We start from the raw sequence: 20955 nt of genomic DNA, 5'->3' as shown, positions 1-20955 counted from the left end.
ATGACGGAATCGCGGTTTAAATGGCTGTACGCGGCTGCACTGGTGATTGGTGGCACGATTGTTTGGCAGATGGTTGCCTTCCTACTTGGACATTTACTTCACTTACGACCCTCACATAACATATTCGATTTGTGTATGATTCTTTTTCACTATCTGCATGTGCCGGGGCCCGTGCCTATGACCTTGGTAAACCTGTTGATTCTTTACACATTGGGTACGATGATTTGGATCGCGATCAAGCATGGCTATGACGTGCTGAAGGCGAATAAGCTCGTGAAGACCTATCACGACGCGGAGCTGTCGGCTCAGTATGCGGAAAGCTTTCAGCTTACAGCGCAACAACTCCAGATCGTTCGCTATCCCGTCTCGCTGGCTATGACCATTGGATTATGGAGGCCGCGCATTCTCGTTTCCACAGGACTCATGGACATGCTGGAGCCAAACGAGCTGCGTGCAGTAATTGAGCATGAGAAATGCCATGTGCAGCATCGGGATCCAGGAGCGATTTTCCTGCTTGCGATGATTTCCAAAGCGATGCGTTACATCCCTATTTTTCATTGGATCGCGCACAAATATCCCATGATGATTGAGCTTCGAGCAGATAAGTATGCGATTGAACAAATGGAACAAGCAACCGACTTAGGCAGTGCGCTGCTCAAAATGCTGAAACAAACAGCCAAGCCGCGGTTTCCACTCTCGCACGCTTCCTTCGCAGAGACGTCGATGAATGTGCGCATTCAGCATATTTTGGATCCGCAGAAACAGGTAACGTTACGTTGGCCGCTCGCTCGACTGGCGATTTCCATACTCATCTTCCTATTCGTAATGGGGCTTATGTGAATAAGCCCTTTTTGGCATGTGCGAAAATAGGCTTGTCAGAAAAGAATTGACATTTATGACCATGAACACTACACTTTGTAGTGTAACTATTTTCGGAGATATAAGGGAGAGAATAGCATGGACTACATAATGAAAAATCTGCATTTTATATTTATCCACGTACCGATTGCGCTTTTGATTTTTAGCTTTGTTTTTGATGTAGCTGCACTTATTTTTAAAAAGAAAGAATGGCACTCAGCGGGCATGCTGTGCCTCGTAGTTGGGGCGCTTGGCGCGATTGCCAGCGTGATGACGGGGCCAGAGTCGCGGAATACGCTTGTCAGCTCCCACGAATTTTACGCGAAGATCACGATGACACTCGCGATTGTGCTGGCTGTTGTGCGCGTAGGCTTACTCGTGTGGAAAAAACTCGAAATCGGCCGCAACCCGATCTTTCTCGTTGCTTCGCTTGCAGCGGTGCTGCTCGTTAGTTACACAGGGCATCTTGGCGGCAAAATGGTGCACCGCGATATGACAGGCTTTCCAGGCGGAGGGCCTGGTATGCAGGGTGGGCCTGGTGGCAACGGCGGCTTTGGCGGCCAAGGACAGGGTCCAGGTCAAGGTGGCCAAGGCGGTCAGGGACAAGGCCAGCAAGGACAGGGTGGCCAAGGTGGCCAAGGACAGGGCCAGCAAGGACAAGGCAAACAAGGACAGGGCCAAGGTGGAACAGGTGGCTCCGGTACTCAAGGCAGCCAAGGAGCGCAGGCTTCTCCTGCACCAGCGAAATAATACCAAGGGATATCCGCGCTGATCAGCGACTGGATATCCCTTTTTTGCTGCGTGCATGCTGGTTGTTCCAGCGAGCACGCCCAACGCGCGCATTCAAAATAGGCACGCAGAGAGTGCCTATGCTCCCCGTAGCCCTCGACCCGTACCGCTTAAGCACGCCTAGAATGCTTATTCTGCCACATGAGGGTCGAAGTATGATGCAGCAGAGGCAATAAGCATCTGCGGAGTGCCTATTCGTCTAAATACACCGAATATAGAAGAAATAGGCACGTTTCGCATGCTTCTATTTAAGTGCGAGGAAGCTGCGAATAAAATGGCCTCAGATACCTCATCCTAGCAAAGGTACTACATATCCTTTTGAGGAGGCACCAACCACGATATGACGAAAACTGACTCAAGCTTGCAATCGCAAAATCCAATCTCATCCGCACAGAATTCCGTAGATAATGTTCATCAAGCGGTAAAACATGCCCTATCTCACCCGACAGCGCAAACGACGGAAGATGCGCAGAACGCCATTTCCAAGGCGGGAAATGCCGTCTCCCAGGCAAGCGCTCAATCCGACAGCCCTGCAGTGCAGCAAGCTATGGAATCCTTAGATGAAGATAAGGAACGACTCGCCAATCTGGAATAAACACAGTAATCCCCGATTCCCACGTGGAGCTTTCAAGGCCGTATCCCGTAGTTATAACTACAGTGGAGACGGCTTTTTTGCGTTTTCCAACGCGTACTGCTTGTACAGACCTCATGATGAAACGGGTACTTCCATGCTACACTAAAGAGACGAATCGTTTGTCAGACTTGTCTTCATAATTTCGTAAGAATTTTAGTAACTGTTTTGTAAATAGTGTCTATTATTATTAGGCTAATACGGCGGGTTGAAGTGAGATGAAGAAAAAAGGGTGCGTTGACGCAATGAAATACCAGGTGCTTGTCGTCGATGACGATATCGACATTCAGGAAGCGATTGAGATTTATTTGAAAGGTGAAGGCATGGAAGTCATCAAAGCGAACAACGGTCTTGAAGCGTTGCGTGTGCTGGAGGACAAGGAGATCCATTTGATCATCCTCGATATAATGATGCCGCAGATGGACGGAATTCAAGCGACATTCAAGATCAGAGAGAGCCGCAATGTGCCGATTCTGATGCTTTCCGCCAAAACGGAGGATACGGACAAAATTGTCGGCCTCAATGTTGGCGCTGACGATTATGTAACGAAGCCATTCAATCCGCTAGAGCTGATTGCCAGAGTGAAGTCGCAGTTAAGGCGCTACACGACGCTAGGACCCTTTGGCACGACGGAAAAGGCAGCAGGCGAGGCATTAAGCGTTCGCGGCCTTGTGCTCAATCAAGTTACCAAGGAAGTCACAGTTGATGGTGAGGATGTGCGTATGACCCCAACAGAATTCAAAATTTTGGAGCTGTTGATGGTGAATAAGGGACGTGTATTTTCCATTGATGACATTTATGAAAAGGTGTGGAAAGACCCCTCCTTCCATGCTGAGAATACCGTGGCTGTGCATGTGCGCAGAATTCGTGAGAAAATCGAAATCAATCCGAAGGATCCGAAATATTTGAAGGTGGTGTGGGGTGTTGGCTATAAAATGGAGAAATAAATCGACCCTGCGCGTGCTCCTTGTCATTGTTTTCGTCATGTGGACATTGACATTATTCGCTGCGACGAATGTCTATAAGAACAGCGTGTACTTCGGTGATTACGCCTATTTCAAAAGCGGGGCATTCGCCAGGGAAATGAATTCCGTTTATCAGAACATTGAGTTATATTACCTGGAGGCTCCGCATTTTAGTGAGAAAACGCCCGAGGAACAACTCGGCAATAATGAGTATTATAATGTGAGGCAAGATGCGGAACGAACCGTACAAGATCGCATCAACAATCTGGAGCAGAAGTACAGGCAGCGCATCGAAGCGGCTCGCAGCCGTGAAAATAATACAGAGGTAGATCAGCTCGAAGCTGAAAGAGATGCGAAAATTGCGGAGTTGAATAAGGAGAAGGAAGCGACTTTTCAACAAAATCTGAAGGTGGCAATCGCCGCTAAGCAAAAGCAATTCATGGCAGCCAAGACGAGTCTGGATAATCGTCTAAAATCACTTAACTACGTCGTGAAAAATTTGAAAACGGGTGAAACCTATAGCAATATCGCACAGGAAGCGCTGCAAAAAAAGATAGATCAACAGGCGTTCATGTATACACTGACATTACCCAAAATCGATGAACCGAACCGAATGTATGTTGCAGTGAATGATGATCAGGTCAATGCTACGTACTACATCTTGAACCCATCGCAAGGCTCTGGCATTATTCAAGCAGATTATCTCTCCTATCAGTCCATGAAGCGGCATGCGACAGCAACGGTTTACTTGCTTGCAGCACTTGTGGTTCTCACACTCGCACTTACCTACTTGGCAAGAAAATATCGGACAGATGACATGTCGCTAATCCATATCCAAACGGTGGTAAGGGAACGCTTTCCGCTCGATGTACGGGCTTGGACGACTTTCATCTCAGCAATTGCGCTGTTCGGTATCCTGATGAAAAATGAGATCTATTACTGGTCCCCGACCTATATAAGCTTATATCAAATCAGTATCGTTATCATCGCATCGGCTTTGCTTGTCCTAGTAAGCAGCGGTATTCGTGGTGCCTTCACATTGCTCGCACATCCGGAAGAGCTTGCCAGAGAATGGAGGAGCAGTTTAACCGCGTCCTTCTGGCAAACGACGAAAGAGGCTCTTGAGCAGAGAGGTTTACGCTTCAAGCTAGTAGCTTTTATGGCGATCATCGCAATTATGGGCTTCCTGCCAGTATGTGTCGTTGCTTCACAGGGCGAAGAGTTTGTTATCCTGTTCACGTTTGCCTGGTACATCATGTTCCTCCTTGTCGTGCTGCCTTACATGATGCGGAAGATTAAGCAGCTTCGTGCCATCATCAAAGGCGTGGAACAAATGTCGCAAGGCAACTTCGATGTGACCCTGCCAGCCAAAGGGAAAGGCCAACTGTCCCGCATGGCGATGAACATTAACAATTTGAAGTACGGCTTGCAGCTTTCGCTCGAGAAACAACGGGTTAGCGATCGGCTCAAAACGGAGCTGATTACGAATGTTTCACACGACTTGAAAACACCGTTAACCTCCATTATCAATTATGTGGATTTACTTAAAAAAGAAGGCTTGTCCGCTGATCAATCCACGCACTATCTGGAGGTGCTAGATCGGAAAACGCAGCGGCTCAAGGTCCTCATCGAAGATCTCTTCGAAGCATCCAAGATGGCGAGCGGTGCAACGGAGCTTTATTGGGAAAAAGTCGACGTCTCCGCCTTGCTCACACAGGCCCTAGCGGAGTTCAGCGATAAAATCGAGGCATCCACGCTAGCCTTTCGAGTAAATGTGCAAAGCCCGCACATGTATGCCCTGCTGGATGGCAAAAAAACATGGCGCGTCTTTGAGAATCTCATCGGCAACGCCTTGAAATATGCGCTGCCGGGAACACGTGTTTACGTCACGCTGACGGAAAATCAAGAGCGCATTATCCTCGTCATTCAGAATATCTCGCTGCACGAGTTGAATTATGGCGTAGAGGAGTTGTTCGAGCGCTTCAAGCGGGGCGACCAGTCGCGCTTTACCGAAGGCTCCGGCCTCGGTCTCGCGATCGCTAAGAGCATTGTAGAGCTGCAAGGCGGCACGCTCACGATTGACATAGATGGTGACCAATTCAAGGTGATTGCTGAATTTGAGAAACGGGACGTGCTGTCGGCGATGCAGGCGTAGCCGTATATCGTGCCCATCAGAAGAAAAGGAGCTAGGCGTTTGCGCTTAGCTCCTCTGTTTATTTTCAGCTACCTCGTCTTAAGCTCTAACTCCTCCAACGTATACCGGTTGTCCCACAAGAAAATCATGTCATACTTAATCGAGTCTCTGGAGATAATCCTGGCAACACCGGCGCAGACGCCGCCTAAGATCGTTCCGAACGCCACAATCCAACCCATGAGTGCAAACACCTGATCTACCATGCGGATCGACTCCCTTCGAGTGCGCTGAATGCTTACTACTTTATGAATATGCGGCTCGAATTTGAAACATGTGTGACAATCAGAAGTCTTCTCATGGCGAGTATAGACATCGGAAATGTCGGGCTGTGATAGTTGCGTTATAGTCTTTTTCTCCGATTGACACGTTCAGAAGAGGGATGGTAAGATCACCGTGTAAGGTTTGAATAGACATCTTTTGGAAAAGTTGATCAGCACGCATGTGCACATACCAAACGCTAAGGAGGGTTTCACTATGGATATTATGTTGATGGATGTTCGCGCGCATCATACATGGACACACGCCCAACCTAATTTCATAGATGGTAACCCGCTGGCTGGACCGAGCGATTGATACGCATGTTCGGAAGTTAGCACCCCTTCATATAAGCTTAGTTATGAGGCGCGGGTTACGAGAAGTTCGTAACGAGCGCTTTTCTATTGGAGAGAAGGCATATCGCTGCGTGCGATATGTCTTTTTGTGTCTTTGGGGCTATCAGGTAACGGTACGATTTGAGAGGAGTGAATGCATATATGTTTACGGTTTTAAAAAAATTAGCTTGGTTTTTCAGAATGAATTGGAAACGCTACAGCCTCGCCATCGGGCTGCTCATCATCGTAGGAATCATTGATGTGATGCCGCCGAAGCTGATTGGCTATGCGATTGATGGGATACACATGGGCACCTTGACGGGGGCCAAATTAGTTCAATTACTCGCCTTTTGGGGTGTGCTGATCGTCGCTGGCTACGGACTGTCCTATGTCTGGTTATATCAGTTGTTCGGCGGGGCCTTCGTACTCGAGCGTGTGCTTCGTTCACGATTCATGCGACAGCTCTTGAAGATGACGCCAACGTTCTATGAACGTAACCGCACGGGCGATCTCATGGCGAGAGCGACGAATGACCTGCAAGCCGTGTCGACGACAGCGGGTTTTGGGATTTTGACGTTCGTGGATTCCACGCTATTCATGGTGACCATCCTTAGTATGATGGGCTTTTTCATTAGCTGGAAGCTGACGTTGGCCTCGATTTTGCCACTGCCGATTATGGCCGTCGCCATTACGATCTACGGGGGCCGCATCCATGAACGATTTATCCTTGCGCAGGATGCATTTGGGCAAATGAATGACCGCGTGCTCGAAACGATTGCAGGTGTGCGGGTGATCCGCGCTTTTGTGCAGGAGAAAGCAAGTGAACACAACTTCGAGACGATGACAGATGATGTATATCGCAAAAATATCGCCGTAGCGGTCATAGACGCTCTTTTTGAACCGACGGTCAAAATTCTGGTAGGAATTTCTTACCTGATCGGGCTTTGTTACGGAGGCTTCCTCGTGTTCCACAGTGAGCTGACGCTGGGTGAGCTGGTGTCCTTCAATACCTTCCTGGGTATGCTCATTTGGCCGATGTTTGCGATCGGTGAGCTGATGAATATCATGCAGCGCGGGAACGCATCGCTAGATCGTGTGAACGAAACACTCGGCTACAAGCCCGATGTCAAAGAAGCGCCGAACGCTGCGACGCAGTTGAAGCCGGATTCGATCGATTTTAAACAAGTCACCTTCCGTTACCCGTCCTCCTCTATTGATAATTTGGTTAAAATGACGTTCCGTCTAGAGCGCGGACAGACGCTCGGCATCGTCGGCCGAACAGGCAGCGGCAAAACAACACTATTGAAGCAACTGCTGCGTGAGTACCCGGTGGGTCAGGGCAGCATCACGATCACGGATACGCCGATTGAGCAGATCGCGATCGATACGCTTCATAGCTGGATTGGGTATGTGCCGCAGGAGCCGATTCTTTTCTCCAAAAGCGTCCGTGAGAACATCATGTTCGGCAAGGCGCAGGGTACCGAAGAAGAACTGCTGCGTGCGCTAGATTTGGCTGCTTTCCGCAAGGACGTCGAGTTCCTGCCGGAAGGTCTGCAGACACTCGTCGGGGAAAAAGGCGTCGCCTTATCCGGCGGCCAGAAACAGCGCGTGTCCATCGCGCGGGCGCTGTTCGTTGATCCGGAGATTCTCCTGCTCGACGACGCACTCTCCGCGGTTGATGCGAAGACCGAAGCCGAGATTATTCGCGGTATTCGCTCCGAACGAGCTGGAAAAACAACCCTGATCACCACGCACCGGCTCTCCGCCGTGCAGCATGCGGACTGGATTGTCGTGCTGGATGAGGGCTATATCGTCGAAGAAGGCACGCATGAGACGCTGCTTGCACATGGCGGCTGGTATAAAGAACAGTACGACCGGCAGCAGTTAGAGGAAGAAACGGTTGGGATGGAGTAGACAATCGTGATTAAAGAAACAAAAGAAAAGAAGGTGAGACTCCTGATGGAAGAAACGAAACAACGGAAGGCAACGAAGCCAACAGAACAAATGAAGCAAGCTGCACAAACTAAAAAATCAAAGCAAACCGGGAAACGGTTGTTCCAATACGCGGCGAAGTTCAAGCAAACCTTGCTCATCGCCCTAGTATTCTTATCTTTAGCTGTGGCAACTGAGCTAGCGGGACCGTTCATTGCTAAGCACATGATTGACACCCACATTCTCGGCATCGAGAAGCCATGGTATGAGACACAGTCCGCGACAAAGGGCGAGAAGGCTGTGGCGTTTGCGGGAACCTTTTATAAGCGGAGTGATAACTTCACAGAAGGCGAGCCGAAGGGCAAAGAGGTTCGTATTTTGCAAGTCGGGAGTAAGTTTGTATGGCTGGACCAATCGCTCCCTTGGGATGGGGTGCGCAAGCTAGCGGATGGCGGTAAGCTGCAAGTTACGCAAGATGGCATGCAGGCCGAATATTCCGTGAAACAGCTAAGTGTGCAGGAGCTCTACACCTTCTATCAGCCGCAATTTGCGGATTTAATGACGCTGGCGGGATTCTATGTGATCCTGATTTTCGTGGGAGCCGGCTTTACCTACGGGCAGAAATATTTGCTCCAATCCGCGGCGAACCGCATCATTCAGCGCATGCGCAGAGATGTATTCGCGCAAATCCAGCGACTTCCGATCAATTATTTTGATAATCAGCCTGCGGGCAAAATTGTTTCACGCATTACGAACGACACCGAGTCTGTCCGGGATTTGTATGTGCAGGTATTGGCGAACTTTTTTACTGGTGCGATCTATATTGTGGGCATTATTGCAGCTATTTTCATCCTGGACTACCGTTTGGCGCTCTTCACATTGCCGATTATTCCACTGCTCATTGCTTGGATTATTGTGTACCGTAAGTATGCTTCGACCATCAATCACGAAATCCGGGAGCGTATTAGCGCGATCAACGGGATGATCAATGAGGCCATTCAAGGGATGACGATCATTCGTGCTTTTCGCCGGCAAAAGGAAACAACTGAAGAATTCGAAATCCTCAACGAGGAATATACGCGGTATCAAAACAAGCTGCTCAGTCTGAACTCTTTGACCTCTCATAATTTGATGAACGTGGTGCGGAACCTGTTCTTCTTCGGGTTGATTTGGTATGTCGGCGGCAGTTCGCTGAATACCCTGATTACCGTCGGCGTCCTCTACGCCTTCGTTGATTACCTCAACCGGATGTTCCATCCGATGGTAGGTATTGTGAATCAGCTCCCGAACTTGGAGCGAGCAATTGTATCGGCAGACCGCGTATTCGAGCTGCTGGATGAGCAAGGTATCGACGTCGCAGCTGAAAAAGCAGACCGTTACAAGGGCCACGTGAGCTTCGAGCACGTTCGCTTCGCCTACAAAGAAGGGGAGGATGTCCTCAAGGACATCACCTTCGAGGCCAAGCAAGGGCAAACCGTTGCCCTAGTGGGTCACACCGGCTCAGGCAAAAGTTCCATCCTGAACCTGCTCTTCCGGTTCTACGAGGTTAACGAAGGGCGCATCACGGTGGATGGCCGTGACATCCGCGAGTTATCGAAGCAGCAGCTTCGCCAGCACATGGGCATCGTGCTGCAGGATCCGTTCCTGTTCACGGGGACGATTGCGTCCAATGTCTCCTTGGACGATCCGTCTATCACCCGGGAACGGGTGGAAGCGGCGCTGCGCGAGGTCGGCGCAGCGGAAATGCTTGGTGCGCTGCCGAACGGCCTCGATGAGCCTGTCATCGAGAAGGGCAGCACGCTGTCTGCTGGGCAGCGGCAGCTGATCTCTTTTGCCCGGGCGCTGGCGTTCGACCCGGCGATCTTGATCCTCGATGAGGCGACGGCCTCCATCGACACGGAGACCGAGGCCATCATTCAGGCCGCGCTCGATGTATTGAAGAAGGGGCGTACCACCTTCATCATTGCCCATAGATTGTCGACGATTCGCAGCGCCGACCTCATTCTTGTGCTCGACCACGGCGAGATCGTCGAGCGCGGCAGCCATGAGGAGCTGATGGCGCTCCTCGGGCGGTACTACCAGATGTATCAGCTGCAGGCTGGACATCCGGAGATTGCTGCGGCTGCTGCGGAGGACGAAGTGCGTAGCAACCTGTAGGCGTTTGGGCGCAAGGACTCCGTCGCGAGTCGTGGACGAAACGCGACAAAAGGCTAACGACTCCAACTTTCCAATATGTTACAATAAAAGCAATTCAGGTTTGCACGAAATGGAGGAGTCGTTATGCGTTCAGAGACAATTCGTCTTTTAAACTTATTGCAGCTGCTGTCCGAAGTTGGTATTGCAGTAGGGTATTTACTTGGTCTGATCCCTTTTGTTTATGCGTGGTCATGCTCATGGGTGATCCCGCTCGTCTTCGTGAATTTGGTATTTGCCATTCTCACAGGCAACGGGACTACGGTCAAAACGATCATCAACATCGTCATGGCGTTCCTCAGTCTCATCCCTTTGCTTGGCTACGTTTTCCGATTCGGCGGACTGCTGATGTCAGGATTGAACTTGAAAGAGTTGTCGAAGGGACGATAGTAGGCATGGTATGAGAAAACGGATGGCTTCGAAAGAAGCGCATCCGTTTTTTTGTTGTTTATTTAGGTTGATGGCTCACGGAGCAGCAAATCGAACGTACATATTAGCCGACTGAATAGTAAATAAGACAAAGCTACTCAAGAACATTCACAAGGTTACTTATAGCACAGCGCAAGGCAGAATAAGACACAACACAACAAATTGCAGCAAAACACCAGCGCGCCACACAGCAGCACGCCACACAGCAGCACACCACATACCATCACGCCACATATCAGCAGGTCACACACCAGCACGCCACACAGCGGTACGCCACACAGCAGTACGCCACACAGCAGTACGCCACACAGCGGTACGCCACACAGCGGTACGCTACACAGCAGTACGCCACACAGCGGTACGCCACACACCAGCACATCAGCACATCAGCACGCCACTACCACACTTGGACTCATATCCCCGGCAAATCAGACAACTAACTGTAAAAAGTACAGTTAATTTCTTCCTATATGCCACAAATGTGAAAATAGATGGATTTCCTGTAGTTAATTTCGCTAGAAATGGCGATCTAGTGCTTATAGCCAGCAAATAGCTGTAGAAAATCCAGTTAAACCTCTCAATCAGTCGATTTCGTTGGAATTAGCTACATAAAATCCAGTTAGGCGCCAGTGGAGCTGCTCTGGAAAGTGGTTCTCCTGATGGGACGGGTTTCCACGGCTGCAAATCCCGATCTGCCTCGAAGTGAGGCTAAAGAGGTGTGCCTGCAAGTACGAGCCGCCAGCCCGCAGGGCCCCCACGAGCAGTCTCTCTAGTAATCCGAACCACTGCTAATCCGCCAGATCTTAAGGCCCCACGACCTGCTTCAACTCGTAATCCGCCGCCACCGCTAATCCGCCAGCCCTCACGGCCCCCCACCAGCCACCTCATCTCGTAATCCACGCCTCCGCTAATACGCCAACCCCACACGGCACCCCACGTACGTCCCATCCACCGCGACGCGGTAGGTGAACGCCGCGGTGTCGCCGACGGAGATGGACGTTCCGCCGTCCGGCAAGAACTCGCGCTCCGCACGGAACTGACCCAGCGGCTCGCCGTCTGGCAAATACGTTGGACACACAACGGTCCAACGTAAGCCTGACGCGGCGAGCAGCGCCCACGCCTGGCGGTGCTCCTCGGCTGCGCGAGTACTCGAGCGCCGCGTATCCGGCGCCTCAAAGCGAAGCAGACCCGGATGCTCTCGGCTCTGCAGGATGCCCGCCGTGCCGACGGTCACGACGCGGCTCACGCCAGAAGCCCGCATCGCCCCGATGAGCAGGGGCGTCGCCTCGGTCAGCACCGTGCCGCCATCGGTGCCAAGACAGCTCACGACCGTGTCAACGCCGGTCATGGCGCTCGCTAGATCCACTGCGGAGCAAGCATCACCTTGGAGCAAGGTGAGCCGATCGGAGCGCAGGGCTACTTTTTCAACATTGCGCACGATAGCGGTTACGTCATGGCCATCCTGCAAAGCCTGTGCAAGGACACGCTGCCCCACACGGCCTGTTGCTCCTAATAATAGAAAGTGCATGATTGTTCTCCTTTGGTAGGTAAGCTAGTTAGTCCAGTATATCAAACCTTATCCGTGATGTGGATGTTCCATCGACGCGCTCATCCTAAGAGGGAAATGTCGTTATTTATTTGGAATACGTCAGTAGGTACAACGGACAGTTCCAGCCTGCCAAACCGTGCTGACTTGAACCGTCGTGACGAATCCCGCATAATAGAAGGTATTGAGTTCGTTTGATGATGACGGGATAGAAGGGGATTTCTCCAAGCATGAGAATTAATAAGTTTATTAGCGAGACTGGGGTATGCTCCAGACGAGAAGCGGACAAGTGGGTAGAAGCGCGGCGTGTAACCATCAACGGTGAAATCGCAGGACTAGGTAGTGTAGTCGGCCCTGGCGATGAAGTGAAGGTCGATGGCCGGGCCATTGGTGCGAAGAAGGAGCATGTCTATATTGCGCTCAACAAGCCTGTTGGGATTACGAGTACGACGGAAGCGCATATTCGAGGGAATATCGTTGATTTCGTAGGGCATTCGGAGCGGATTTTCCCCATTGGACGGTTGGATAAGGACTCGGAGGGACTCATCCTGCTGACGAATAACGGAGATATTGTGAATCAGATCCTGCGTGCTGAGAACAATCACGATAAAGAATACATTGTGACCGTGAATAGGCCGATTACACAGATGTTCCTGAAAGGGATGGCCAGTGGCGTCCGTATTCTAGGTACGATGACGAAACCTTGTGAGATTGTGCAAGTGAATGAACGCGTGTTTCGCATCATTCTTACACAAGGCTTGAATCGGCAAATTCGCCGTATGTGCGAAGCCTTTGGGTATCGCGTAGTGCGCCTGCAGCGCGTTCGTATCATGCATATTCATTTGGGAGCCTTGAAGGTTGGCAAGTGGCGGGATTTGACGCAAGGCGAGTTGAAGGATTTAATGCAGATGCTGAGCCAAGAGAATGCCAAGTCCAACCCCTAGCTAACAAGTCCAAGCTGATATTAACCTTAAATGGACGTGGCCTATATTTGCCTAGCGTGTCCTCCAATATTTTTTGCACCAACACAGACCCGACCATCCAACATGGATGCGCAGGGTCTTTATTTTTTTTGTTAATATTTTCTTGGTGTCTTGCAACCTTCTTCCTGTGGCCCGCGTCAAGTAATATATGGCAATTGGACACGTTCGAACAGCCGAAAGCCATGATGATCCCAATGTTGTATGGATATCACTAAGGAGGAAGATGACTTTGAAATTATTGAAACAAGCAAGCACGATGGTACTCGCTTCAACCTTGCTGCTTACTGCTGCTCCAGCAGTATGGGCGGCTGATTTTGGACCTGGACCGGTTGCCGTATCTACATCAGCCTTCCCTGGACAAGTCGATGCATCGGTTCTCGATGCCAAAATCACGAAAGAACAAGCCATTGAACGCGCCAAAACCTACATAACACTACCCGCTGATTATTCGTTTCAGTCGATTGGTCTAAATGCGTATTACGGCATGAATGGTAAAAGTGTCCCAACGTGGAACATCAGCTATGTGAAAAAAGTGAAAGATCGTTATTACGGCTCTGCCAATATCGCTATTAATGGGTTAGATGGCACTTTAGTATCCTACTCCATGAATGATAATGATCCTGACCATAAGTTATCCTACCCGCCTAAGGTGGATTATCAAGCTGCGAAAGAGCTTGCTGCTGCCTTCGTTGCCAAAGTAAACCCATCGAAGCAGAAGGAACTGCTATACAATGATACGGCGGAGAAAGCATTCCGTACCCCGTTAGACGGCAATTATCAGTACGGTATTCGCTATGATCGTTCTGTGGGAGGTATCCCTTACGCTGGTAATGGCCTCAATGTTAGCGTTAATGGGGATGGTCAAATTACGAATTACAACTACAATTGGGATGATAATATCGTATTTGATCAGACGAGCACACCGATCTCCAAAGAAAAAGCAGCTCAGCTATTCCACGATAAGTTAGATCTTTCGCTGCAATATCAAATTCCATATAACACCCGTGGGAAGAAATTGCCGATTATTTCCTACTTTATGAACAGTTTTGACTTAGACGCGACAACAGGCGAAGTTTCGAATCCATTCCCACAACAAGCAGTCAATAAACCATTGACCGATAAACCGCTTGGCGATAAACCGACGGCCTCCTTGAATTTGACGAAGGAAGAAGCGGTGAAGAAGATTACGACGACATTTAACTTGTCCTCCGAGTATAAGCTGCAAGAAGCCAATTATTCGGAAACGAAGGATCCAGAAACAGGGGAGACAACGTCCACTTGGAATATGAGTTGGAACAAGCCAGTAACGGATTCATCAGCCAATTCCAAAATGGTGTTGGGAAGCAACGTCTGGGCGAATGTGAACAGCAAAACCGGAGAGATCACCAACTTCAATTTCTACGTGCCTTATACCCCTGATAATGATAAGCCTGTTGTAGGCAAAATCTCGTTGGACGACGCGATCTCTAAAAGTAATAATTTTGTGAAGGCGCAGCTTCCTGCCTCGACCGATCAGCTCGTTCTGAGCGTTCAGAAGGATTATCCGGAGGATGTCTTAAAGCAAATGCGCGTGTGGGAAATTAGCTACAAGCGCGTGATTGATGGTGTCGCTGCGAACAATGAAGAAGTGCGCGTATCGATCGACCGTGTAACCGGAGAAATTACGAATTATTATGCAAACTTGAGCAGTGTAGCTTATCCAGCGACGAAGCCAGCAGTCATTTCCGTGGATAAAGCAAAGGATCTGTGGCTCGCTCAGTATGATATCAGACTAAATTATGTAGCTGAGAATGATGGGTACATGGGTGGATTGCCGATCGAGAAATACAAAGTGATGATGGCAGCAGGTGAGCTCCCTATGTCACCAGTAGCTGCTAATAAAGACGGGCAAGTGAAAGCGAAGCTTGTGTACAGCCTCATTTCCAAAAACAGCAATCGTGAAGCTTTCCTTCTGGATGCGGAGTCCGGTCAATGGCGCAGTGCGCAGTCGGGGGATGCGATCTCCTTGGAAAAAATTACTGTCAGCGATATCGATAACCACTGGGCTCGCAATGAACTGCAACTGATGCTTGACTACCAAGCATTGGATGTAACTGATGGGAAAGTGAATCCAGATCAAACGATCAAGCGCGGTGAGTTGGTCAAAATGTTGGTCATCGCGATGAATGGCGGCAACGGCGGCATCTATTACGGAGCGGAGCGCAAAGCATCCTTTGCGGATGTCAGCAATAGCTCCCCTTACTTTGCTTATGTTGAAAATGCTGTCGATCGCGGACTGATCGATGTGGGTTCCGAATTCAATCCAGAGGCTAAAATGGATCGTGAAGCTATGGCGCAGTTGATTGTGAAGGCCCTCGGCTACCAAAATTTAGCCAAATACGACGGCGTATTTAACAACCAATTTGCCGACGCAGGAAAGCTTGCCCACCTAGGTGATGCTGCCATTGTTGTTGGTTTGAACATTATGTCCCTTACGGACGGGGCCTTCGCTCCGCAAGCGGAAGTGACGAAAGCACAAGCGGCAAGCGCGTTCTTCCGGTTCTTACAACGAAGAGCTGAACTGCAGGATCAGCCTCGTTACTACTACTAAGTGTTGGTGAGTAGACAACGCTAGAACGACAGAAGACCTCTCAATGCACACATTGAGAGGTCTTTTTTAGGTGTTCTTTTGGAAAAGTTGCGAACAGATTCGGTGATAATGCTCTTTCATATCCACTTTCGTATAGGCCTTCTCATTCTTAATATAGAAATAGCCGATGGGCGACAGGGAGCATATGAGCGTATGAGCGTCAAAGTCCGATGCCGATCGCTTATCTTGGCTCGTTCCAACGACTTCAAGTATTAACGCCGACATGTTATCCCGGATGAAACGGTACATGGGTGAGAGGAAGAAATTACCGCGATCATCCTCACAGGTAAGATCCATTTTGGACGCCATGCCTACGATTAACTCGGCTTTTTCCTCTATGGCATCGATCCAATGGTCTAAAATCCAACAAATTCGCTCAAGCGGAGGGGAAGTACGATAGCTTTCCAGATATGACGTAACCTCGTTGATGAATTTCGTTCCGTAATGCTGGAGAACGTCATAGCACAGATCACCTTTATGCGCGTATCTGCGATAGAGGGTTGCTTGTCCGATTCCTGCCATCTTCGCGATTTGGTGCATGCTGACCGACTGAACGCCGTATTCATCAAATAGTTGATTGGCAGTTTGAAGGATTCTTTGGCGATTTTCCATGGCGTCCTTGCGTTCGTGACGAATGGACATGATATAACCACCTCGGTGAATGAAATTTAATGTGTTCGTATTGACAAAGAAATGAAAGTCCGTTAGCATCATAATGTAAACGGACAATTGTCCGCTTACAACAGTCTATCATTAGGGTTCATACAAGTCACTATTGTACGCCGAAGGCCATGTGTGGTCAATGATAGACAAGACAAAGAGAGAATCAAATATCGGATGGAGGGATTACATGTCTTCGAAAGCAACATCAACAACAGCAGCAACGGAAGCCCCGTTTTCAATGCGCAGCATTTTGGGGCCGCTTATTGCGATTGTTGTCGGGATTTTCATGGTTATTTTGGATGGAACAGCGGTTAACGTTGCACTTCCAAAGCTGCAAGAAGAGTTCAACCTCTTAAACTTATCGCTTGTTCAATGGACCGTCATTGGTTATGCCTTGGCACAAGCAGCGGTGATTCCGTTAGCAGGTTGGTTATCCGATCGCTTCGGCGCTAAGAAGGTTTTCTTGATTTCTGTAGGCTTATTTACGATTGGTTCCGGTTTATGTGCATTAGCAAATACCGTTGAATTATTGATTACATTCCGTGTTATTCAAGGTTTGGGTGGAGGCGTCGTGGTTCCGATTGCGATGGCGTTCATCTATCGCTTATCCCCTCCAGGTAAAGTTGGAGCGGTCATGGGAATGATGGGTATTCCAATTCTACTTGGTCCAGCTTTAGGACCGGTTGTTGCAGGATGGTTAGTTGAGTATCACAGCTGGCAGTGGATTTTCCTTATCAATCTGCCAATCGGTGTCATTGGTGTTATCCTAGGTATTCGTACTTTGCCGAATATGAAGGGACAATCGGTCGCTTCATTGGATCTATGGGGCATGATTCTAGGACCGATCGCATTCGCTGCTCTTGTTTATGGGGTTTCCAACGGTGGGATTGATCCAATTACAGGGAAATCCACATGGATGGATGCGGACACGTTGATTGGATCAGGTGTTGGTATTGTTGCGCTCATCTTGTTTATTATTGTAGAGCTAAGACGCAAAGATCCATTGCTTGAGCTTCGCGTATTCCGTTCTGGTAACTTCACGAAGGGCATTATCGTACAATGGATTTCGCAAATTGCGATGTTCGGAACGATGTTCCTAGTGCCGTTGTATTTGCAGCAAGCACATGGCTACAGCCCTTTGAAAACTGGACTTATTATGCTTCCACAAGCATTGGCTTCTGGCTTATTCATGCCGATTGGCGGTAAACTATCCGATCGCTTCGGTGCGCGTCCGCTTGTTATCGCAGGTATGGTGCTTACGACGATTTCTGCGTTCTTGCTCTCCAACATTTCGGGAGATTCCGGCGTGGGTACAGTTATGCTTCCGCTTGGATTACTGGGCGCGGGTATGGGACTATTCATGATGCCGCTGAATAATCATTTGATTCAATCAGCGCCTCAGAACTTGGTTGGCCGCGTAACGTCACTTACGAATGCGGCGCAGCAAGTTATGATGTCCTTCGCGATCGCGATTCTGATGACGATTTTCACAACGAAGATGAAAGATCTAATGACCGAGCAACATGCACAGAAGCCAGATGTAGGCTTGTATGCTTCCTCATTCGGCTATACGTTCCTCATTTTGCTCGGCATCGCAGTACTTGGCGGATTGCTCGGGTTGATGCTTCAAAAGCCTAAGAAAGCGGAAGGCGATGCCGTGAATACGGCTGAAATTCCAATGATGGTAGGCCACTAATAAACAATCGTCGCACACGTGTGACAATGTATAAGAAGCCGCTCTTCAAGGTCGTGGACCTCGGGGGCGGCTTCCTTTCATTCTGTTGCTATATTTTCGTACAGATCGCCGGACATATGTTACAATACATGTTATTCAATTCAATGGAAGCTTCATCAAAGAAAGGGTGTAGAGGAAATGGTTGTTTCTGGTAAAGTGGGTTTAGAAGATATTATTAGAGCCAATCATGTGCTCAGCAAGGTGATCGATCCATCGCCATTGCAACGCAATGAGCTGCTCTCCAACCAGTATGAGTGCAACGTTTATCTCAAACGTGAAGATATGCAAATCGTGCGTTCCTTCAAGATCCGTGGCGCATACAATGTGATTCAGAGCTTAACCGAAGAAGAACGCGCAGCTGGCGTTGTGTGTGCAAGCGCAGGTAACCATGCGCAGGGTGTGGCATATTCCTGTAAGCAGCTAGGGATAGAGGGCAAGATTTTCATGCCTACGACGACACCGCGTCAGAAAATCTCCCAAGTGAAGCTGTTTGGCGGCTCTTTCGTGGAAGTCATCCTCACGGGCGATTCCTTCGACGATTCCTCGACGCAAGCCAAAGCCTACTGCCTCAAGGAGAACAAGGTGTTCATTCACCCCTTCGATGATGTGCGCACAATCGCTGGGCAAGGTACAGTGGGCCTCGAAATCATGAACCAAATGCCGGAGACGCCAGATTTCATCTTTGCCACGATCGGCGGAGGTGGACTAGCTGCCGGTGTCGCTACTTATGTAGCGAGCGTATCCCCGCGAACGCGTATCATTGGTGCGGAGCCGGAGGGTGCGGCTAGCATGACAGAAGCATTGAAGCAAGGAAGCGTCATTAAACTACCATCCATCGAGAAGTTCGTTGACGGTGCGGCTGTCGCACAGGTGGGTGAGATGACTTTTGACATCTGCAAAGAGAAGTTAGAGGATATCGTCATCATCCCGTCAGGTAAAGAATGTACAACCATTCTAGAACTCTATAACAGCAACGCGATTGTCATTGAGCCTGCGGGAGCGCTGCCTGTAGCCGCACTAGATGCTTATCGTGAGCAAATTCGCGGTAAGAACGTCGTGTGTATCATCAGCGGTGGGAACAACGATATTGACCGGATGCAGCAAATCAAAGAGCGCTCCCTCATCTATGAGGGCTTGAAGCATTACTTTATATTGAACTTCCCTCAGCGGGCGGGCGCATTGCGTGAATTCCTAGAAGAAGTCCTAGGCCCATCGGACGATATTACACGTTTTGAGTACACCAAGAAGAATAATCGGGATGATGCGCCGGCGCTTGTCGGGATCGAACTGAAGAATAAAGATGACTACGAAGGGCTCATTGAACGCCTATCGAGTAAGGATTACGGGTATATCGAAATCAACAAGGATCCTAAGCTTTTTAACCTTCTTATTTAAGGAATTTGCTGTTACAACAACCGTAATAAAAAGAACATATAGTTATGTAGATTTTATTAACCACTGGATGTATAATCAATAATTGGGGCTTGGAACCTATATTGTCGGCGAAAACAAAAAGTTTGTGTCAACTTGTGTGACATGACGAATTATGTGAATCTGAGATCGATTTACTATGCGGCTAGAATTCGAAGTGATACACTTATTTCGAAGTCTACGTAGTCAACTTACATAATTTTACTGAGTTTGGTCAACCTACAGTGTGGGCTTCATGGTTTTCAATATAATGATGAGACGATGGGGGTAAAATCTATGAAAAAGATTTTTGCAACAGTACTGATGTCTGTAACGGTATCTGCGCTTGTGCTTTCCGGTTGTGCCAAAAAAGAAGAAACAAATACAGGCTCATCCGCATCACCTGCAGCTACTGCTGTAGCTAGCGACAACACAGGTAAAGATTTTAAAATCGGTATGGTAACCGATATTGGCGGCGTAAACGACAAATCCTTTAACCAAAGCGCTTGGGAAGGTTTGAACCTTCTGAAAAAGCAAACAAGTGCTAGCGTGAAAAACCTTGAAAGTAAAAGCGATGCTGATTACACGCCTAACTTGAATCAATTCGTTAAAGACGGTTACAACCTGACCTGGGGTATTGGTTTCTTGATGGGTGATGCTTTGAAAACAGTAGCAACTCAAAACCCGAACGCGAAACTTGCGATCATTGATAACGTTGTAGAAGCTCCAAACGTGGAATCTGTTACTTTCTCCGAGCAAGAAGGTTCTTACCTTGTAGGTGTGGTTGCAGGTCTTACAACAAAAACAAATAAAATTGGTTTCGTTGGCGGCGTCGACATTCCGGTTATCAAACGTTTCGAAGCAGGCTTCGTAGCTGGTGTTAAAGCGGTAAATCCTTCCGCTAAAATCCAAATTAACTACACAGGCGCTTTCGACAAGCCTGACCTTGGTAAAGCAGCAGCAGCAACCATCTACAACGATGGCGCGGATATCATTTTCCACGCAGCTGGATCCACAGGTAATGGTGTGTTCAACGAAGCGAAAGATCGCACGAAAAACGGTAAAAAAGTATGGGTTATCGGTGTAGATAAAGACCAATCCCTTGAGTTTGGTGATGAAGTTACCCTGACTTCCATGTTGAAACGTGTTGACTCTGCGGTACTTCGTGTTTCCAAAGACGTCATTGCTAACAAATTCCAAGGTGGTAAAGTTGTAACACTTGGTCTTAAAGATGATGGTGTAGGCCTTCCGGAAACATCCAAGAAAAACGTTTCTGCTGATATCTTGAAAAAAGTTGACGAGTACAAAGCCAAAATTATTAGCGGCGAAATCAAAGTTCCTGAAACTCCATAATCGTCGAACGGACGAGATGGTGTAAGAAGGATAGGTTTGCTTCTGTACAAACAAG

Annotated in this window: 17 protein-coding genes; 13 read left to right on the top strand and 4 right to left on the bottom strand. The window is 48.8% G+C overall.

All coding sequences use genetic code 11. The features are described 5' to 3' along the window. The 5 genes from A8709_RS04475 (at position 1) to A8709_RS04455 (ending at position 5398) form a co-directional block, all read left to right on the top strand. On the top strand, positions 1 to 840 hold the full coding sequence (locus tag A8709_RS04475; protein ID WP_065850986.1) for a M56 family metallopeptidase: 840 nt from the start codon (positions 1 to 3) through the stop codon (positions 838 to 840). A 117-nt stretch (positions 841 to 957) separates the two neighbouring features. Then, entirely contained in the window at positions 958 to 1608 is a 651-nt protein-coding gene (locus tag A8709_RS34870; protein WP_208607638.1) for a DUF2231 domain-containing protein, read from the top strand. A 379-nt stretch (positions 1609 to 1987) separates the two neighbouring features. Beyond that, the gene (locus tag A8709_RS04465) at positions 1988 to 2242 is read left to right on the top strand and encodes a hypothetical protein (protein ID WP_065850985.1); all 255 of its coding nucleotides are present in this window, start codon (positions 1988 to 1990) and stop codon (positions 2240 to 2242) included. 281 nt (positions 2243 to 2523) lie between these two features. Beyond that, positions 2524 to 3225, top strand: a complete 702-nt coding sequence (locus A8709_RS04460; protein WP_065850984.1) for a response regulator transcription factor — start codon at positions 2524 to 2526, stop codon at positions 3223 to 3225. Next, positions 3203 to 5398 carry a HAMP domain-containing sensor histidine kinase gene (locus A8709_RS04455; protein WP_065850983.1) on the top strand — a complete coding sequence of 732 codons (2196 nt, stop codon included), beginning with the start codon at positions 3203 to 3205 and terminating at the stop codon, positions 5396 to 5398. The genes A8709_RS04460 and A8709_RS04455 overlap by 23 nt, the downstream gene beginning before the upstream one ends. A 68-nt stretch (positions 5399 to 5466) precedes the next feature. Here A8709_RS04455 and A8709_RS34395 read toward each other — a convergent pair whose 3' ends face one another. After that, complete coding sequence (locus A8709_RS34395) at positions 5467 to 5640, bottom strand: hypothetical protein (protein ID WP_167357001.1); 174 nt, start codon at positions 5638 to 5640, stop codon at positions 5467 to 5469. Between the two features lie 549 nt (positions 5641 to 6189). Here A8709_RS34395 and A8709_RS04450 point away from each other — a divergent pair. The 3 genes from A8709_RS04450 (at position 6190) to A8709_RS04440 (ending at position 10542) form a co-directional block, all read left to right on the top strand. Further along, the gene (locus A8709_RS04450) at positions 6190 to 7941 is read left to right on the top strand and encodes an ABC transporter ATP-binding protein (protein WP_065850982.1); all 1752 of its coding nucleotides are present in this window, start codon (positions 6190 to 6192) and stop codon (positions 7939 to 7941) included. Between the two features lie 90 nt (positions 7942 to 8031). After that, positions 8032 to 10116, top strand: coding sequence for an ABC transporter ATP-binding protein (locus A8709_RS04445; protein ID WP_065851245.1), 2085 nt, complete (start codon positions 8032 to 8034; stop codon positions 10114 to 10116). A 123-nt stretch (positions 10117 to 10239) separates the two neighbouring features. Beyond that, on the top strand, positions 10240 to 10542 hold the full coding sequence (locus A8709_RS04440; RefSeq protein ID WP_065850981.1) for a hypothetical protein: 303 nt from the start codon (positions 10240 to 10242) through the stop codon (positions 10540 to 10542). Between the two features lie 747 nt (positions 10543 to 11289). Here A8709_RS04440 and A8709_RS04435 read toward each other — a convergent pair. Beyond that, on the bottom strand, positions 11290 to 11469 hold the full coding sequence (locus A8709_RS04435) for a hypothetical protein (RefSeq protein WP_065850980.1): 180 nt from the start codon (positions 11467 to 11469) through the stop codon (positions 11290 to 11292). A 19-nt stretch (positions 11470 to 11488) separates the two neighbouring features. Beyond that, complete coding sequence (locus A8709_RS04430; RefSeq protein WP_065850979.1) at positions 11489 to 12109, bottom strand: NAD(P)-dependent oxidoreductase; 621 nt, start codon at positions 12107 to 12109, stop codon at positions 11489 to 11491. Between the two features lie 248 nt (positions 12110 to 12357). On the opposite strand from A8709_RS04430, the gene rluF reads away from it, so the two are divergent. Continuing rightward, positions 12358 to 13071: a 23S rRNA pseudouridine(2604) synthase RluF gene (gene rluF, locus A8709_RS04425; RefSeq protein ID WP_065850978.1), complete on the top strand. Its 714-nt coding sequence runs from the start codon at positions 12358 to 12360 to the stop codon at positions 13069 to 13071. A gap of 268 nt (positions 13072 to 13339) precedes the next feature. Beyond that, positions 13340 to 15700, top strand: coding sequence for a YcdB/YcdC domain-containing protein (locus A8709_RS04420; RefSeq protein WP_167357000.1), 2361 nt, complete (start codon positions 13340 to 13342; stop codon positions 15698 to 15700). A gap of 66 nt (positions 15701 to 15766) precedes the next feature. Here the strand turns inward: A8709_RS04420 and A8709_RS04415 are convergent, their stop codons facing one another. Continuing rightward, positions 15767 to 16381, bottom strand: a complete 615-nt coding sequence (locus A8709_RS04415; RefSeq protein WP_065850976.1) for a TetR/AcrR family transcriptional regulator — start codon at positions 16379 to 16381, stop codon at positions 15767 to 15769. Between the two features lie 208 nt (positions 16382 to 16589). Here A8709_RS04415 and A8709_RS04410 point away from each other — a divergent pair, with 208 nt between their 5' ends. The 3 genes from A8709_RS04410 (at position 16590) to A8709_RS04400 (ending at position 20900) form a co-directional block, all read left to right on the top strand. Then, the gene (locus A8709_RS04410) at positions 16590 to 18098 is read left to right on the top strand and encodes a DHA2 family efflux MFS transporter permease subunit (protein WP_065850975.1); all 1509 of its coding nucleotides are present in this window, start codon (positions 16590 to 16592) and stop codon (positions 18096 to 18098) included. Positions 18099 to 18275: 177 nt separating this feature from the next. After that, the gene (gene ilvA, locus A8709_RS04405; protein WP_065850974.1) at positions 18276 to 19532 is read left to right on the top strand and encodes a threonine ammonia-lyase IlvA; all 1257 of its coding nucleotides are present in this window, start codon (positions 18276 to 18278) and stop codon (positions 19530 to 19532) included. A 312-nt stretch (positions 19533 to 19844) separates the two neighbouring features. After that, on the top strand, positions 19845 to 20900 hold the full coding sequence (locus tag A8709_RS04400; RefSeq protein ID WP_065850973.1) for a BMP family lipoprotein: 1056 nt from the start codon (positions 19845 to 19847) through the stop codon (positions 20898 to 20900). The last annotated feature ends 55 nt before the right edge of the window (positions 20901 to 20955 follow it).

The sequence above is a fragment of the Paenibacillus pectinilyticus genome, assembly GCF_001700435.1.
GTDB lineage: Bacteria > Bacillota > Bacilli > Paenibacillales > NBRC-103111 > Paenibacillus_E > Paenibacillus_E pectinilyticus.
Note: the sequence above shows the minus strand (reverse complement) of the source record. Positions and strands in the feature narration are given on the sequence as shown.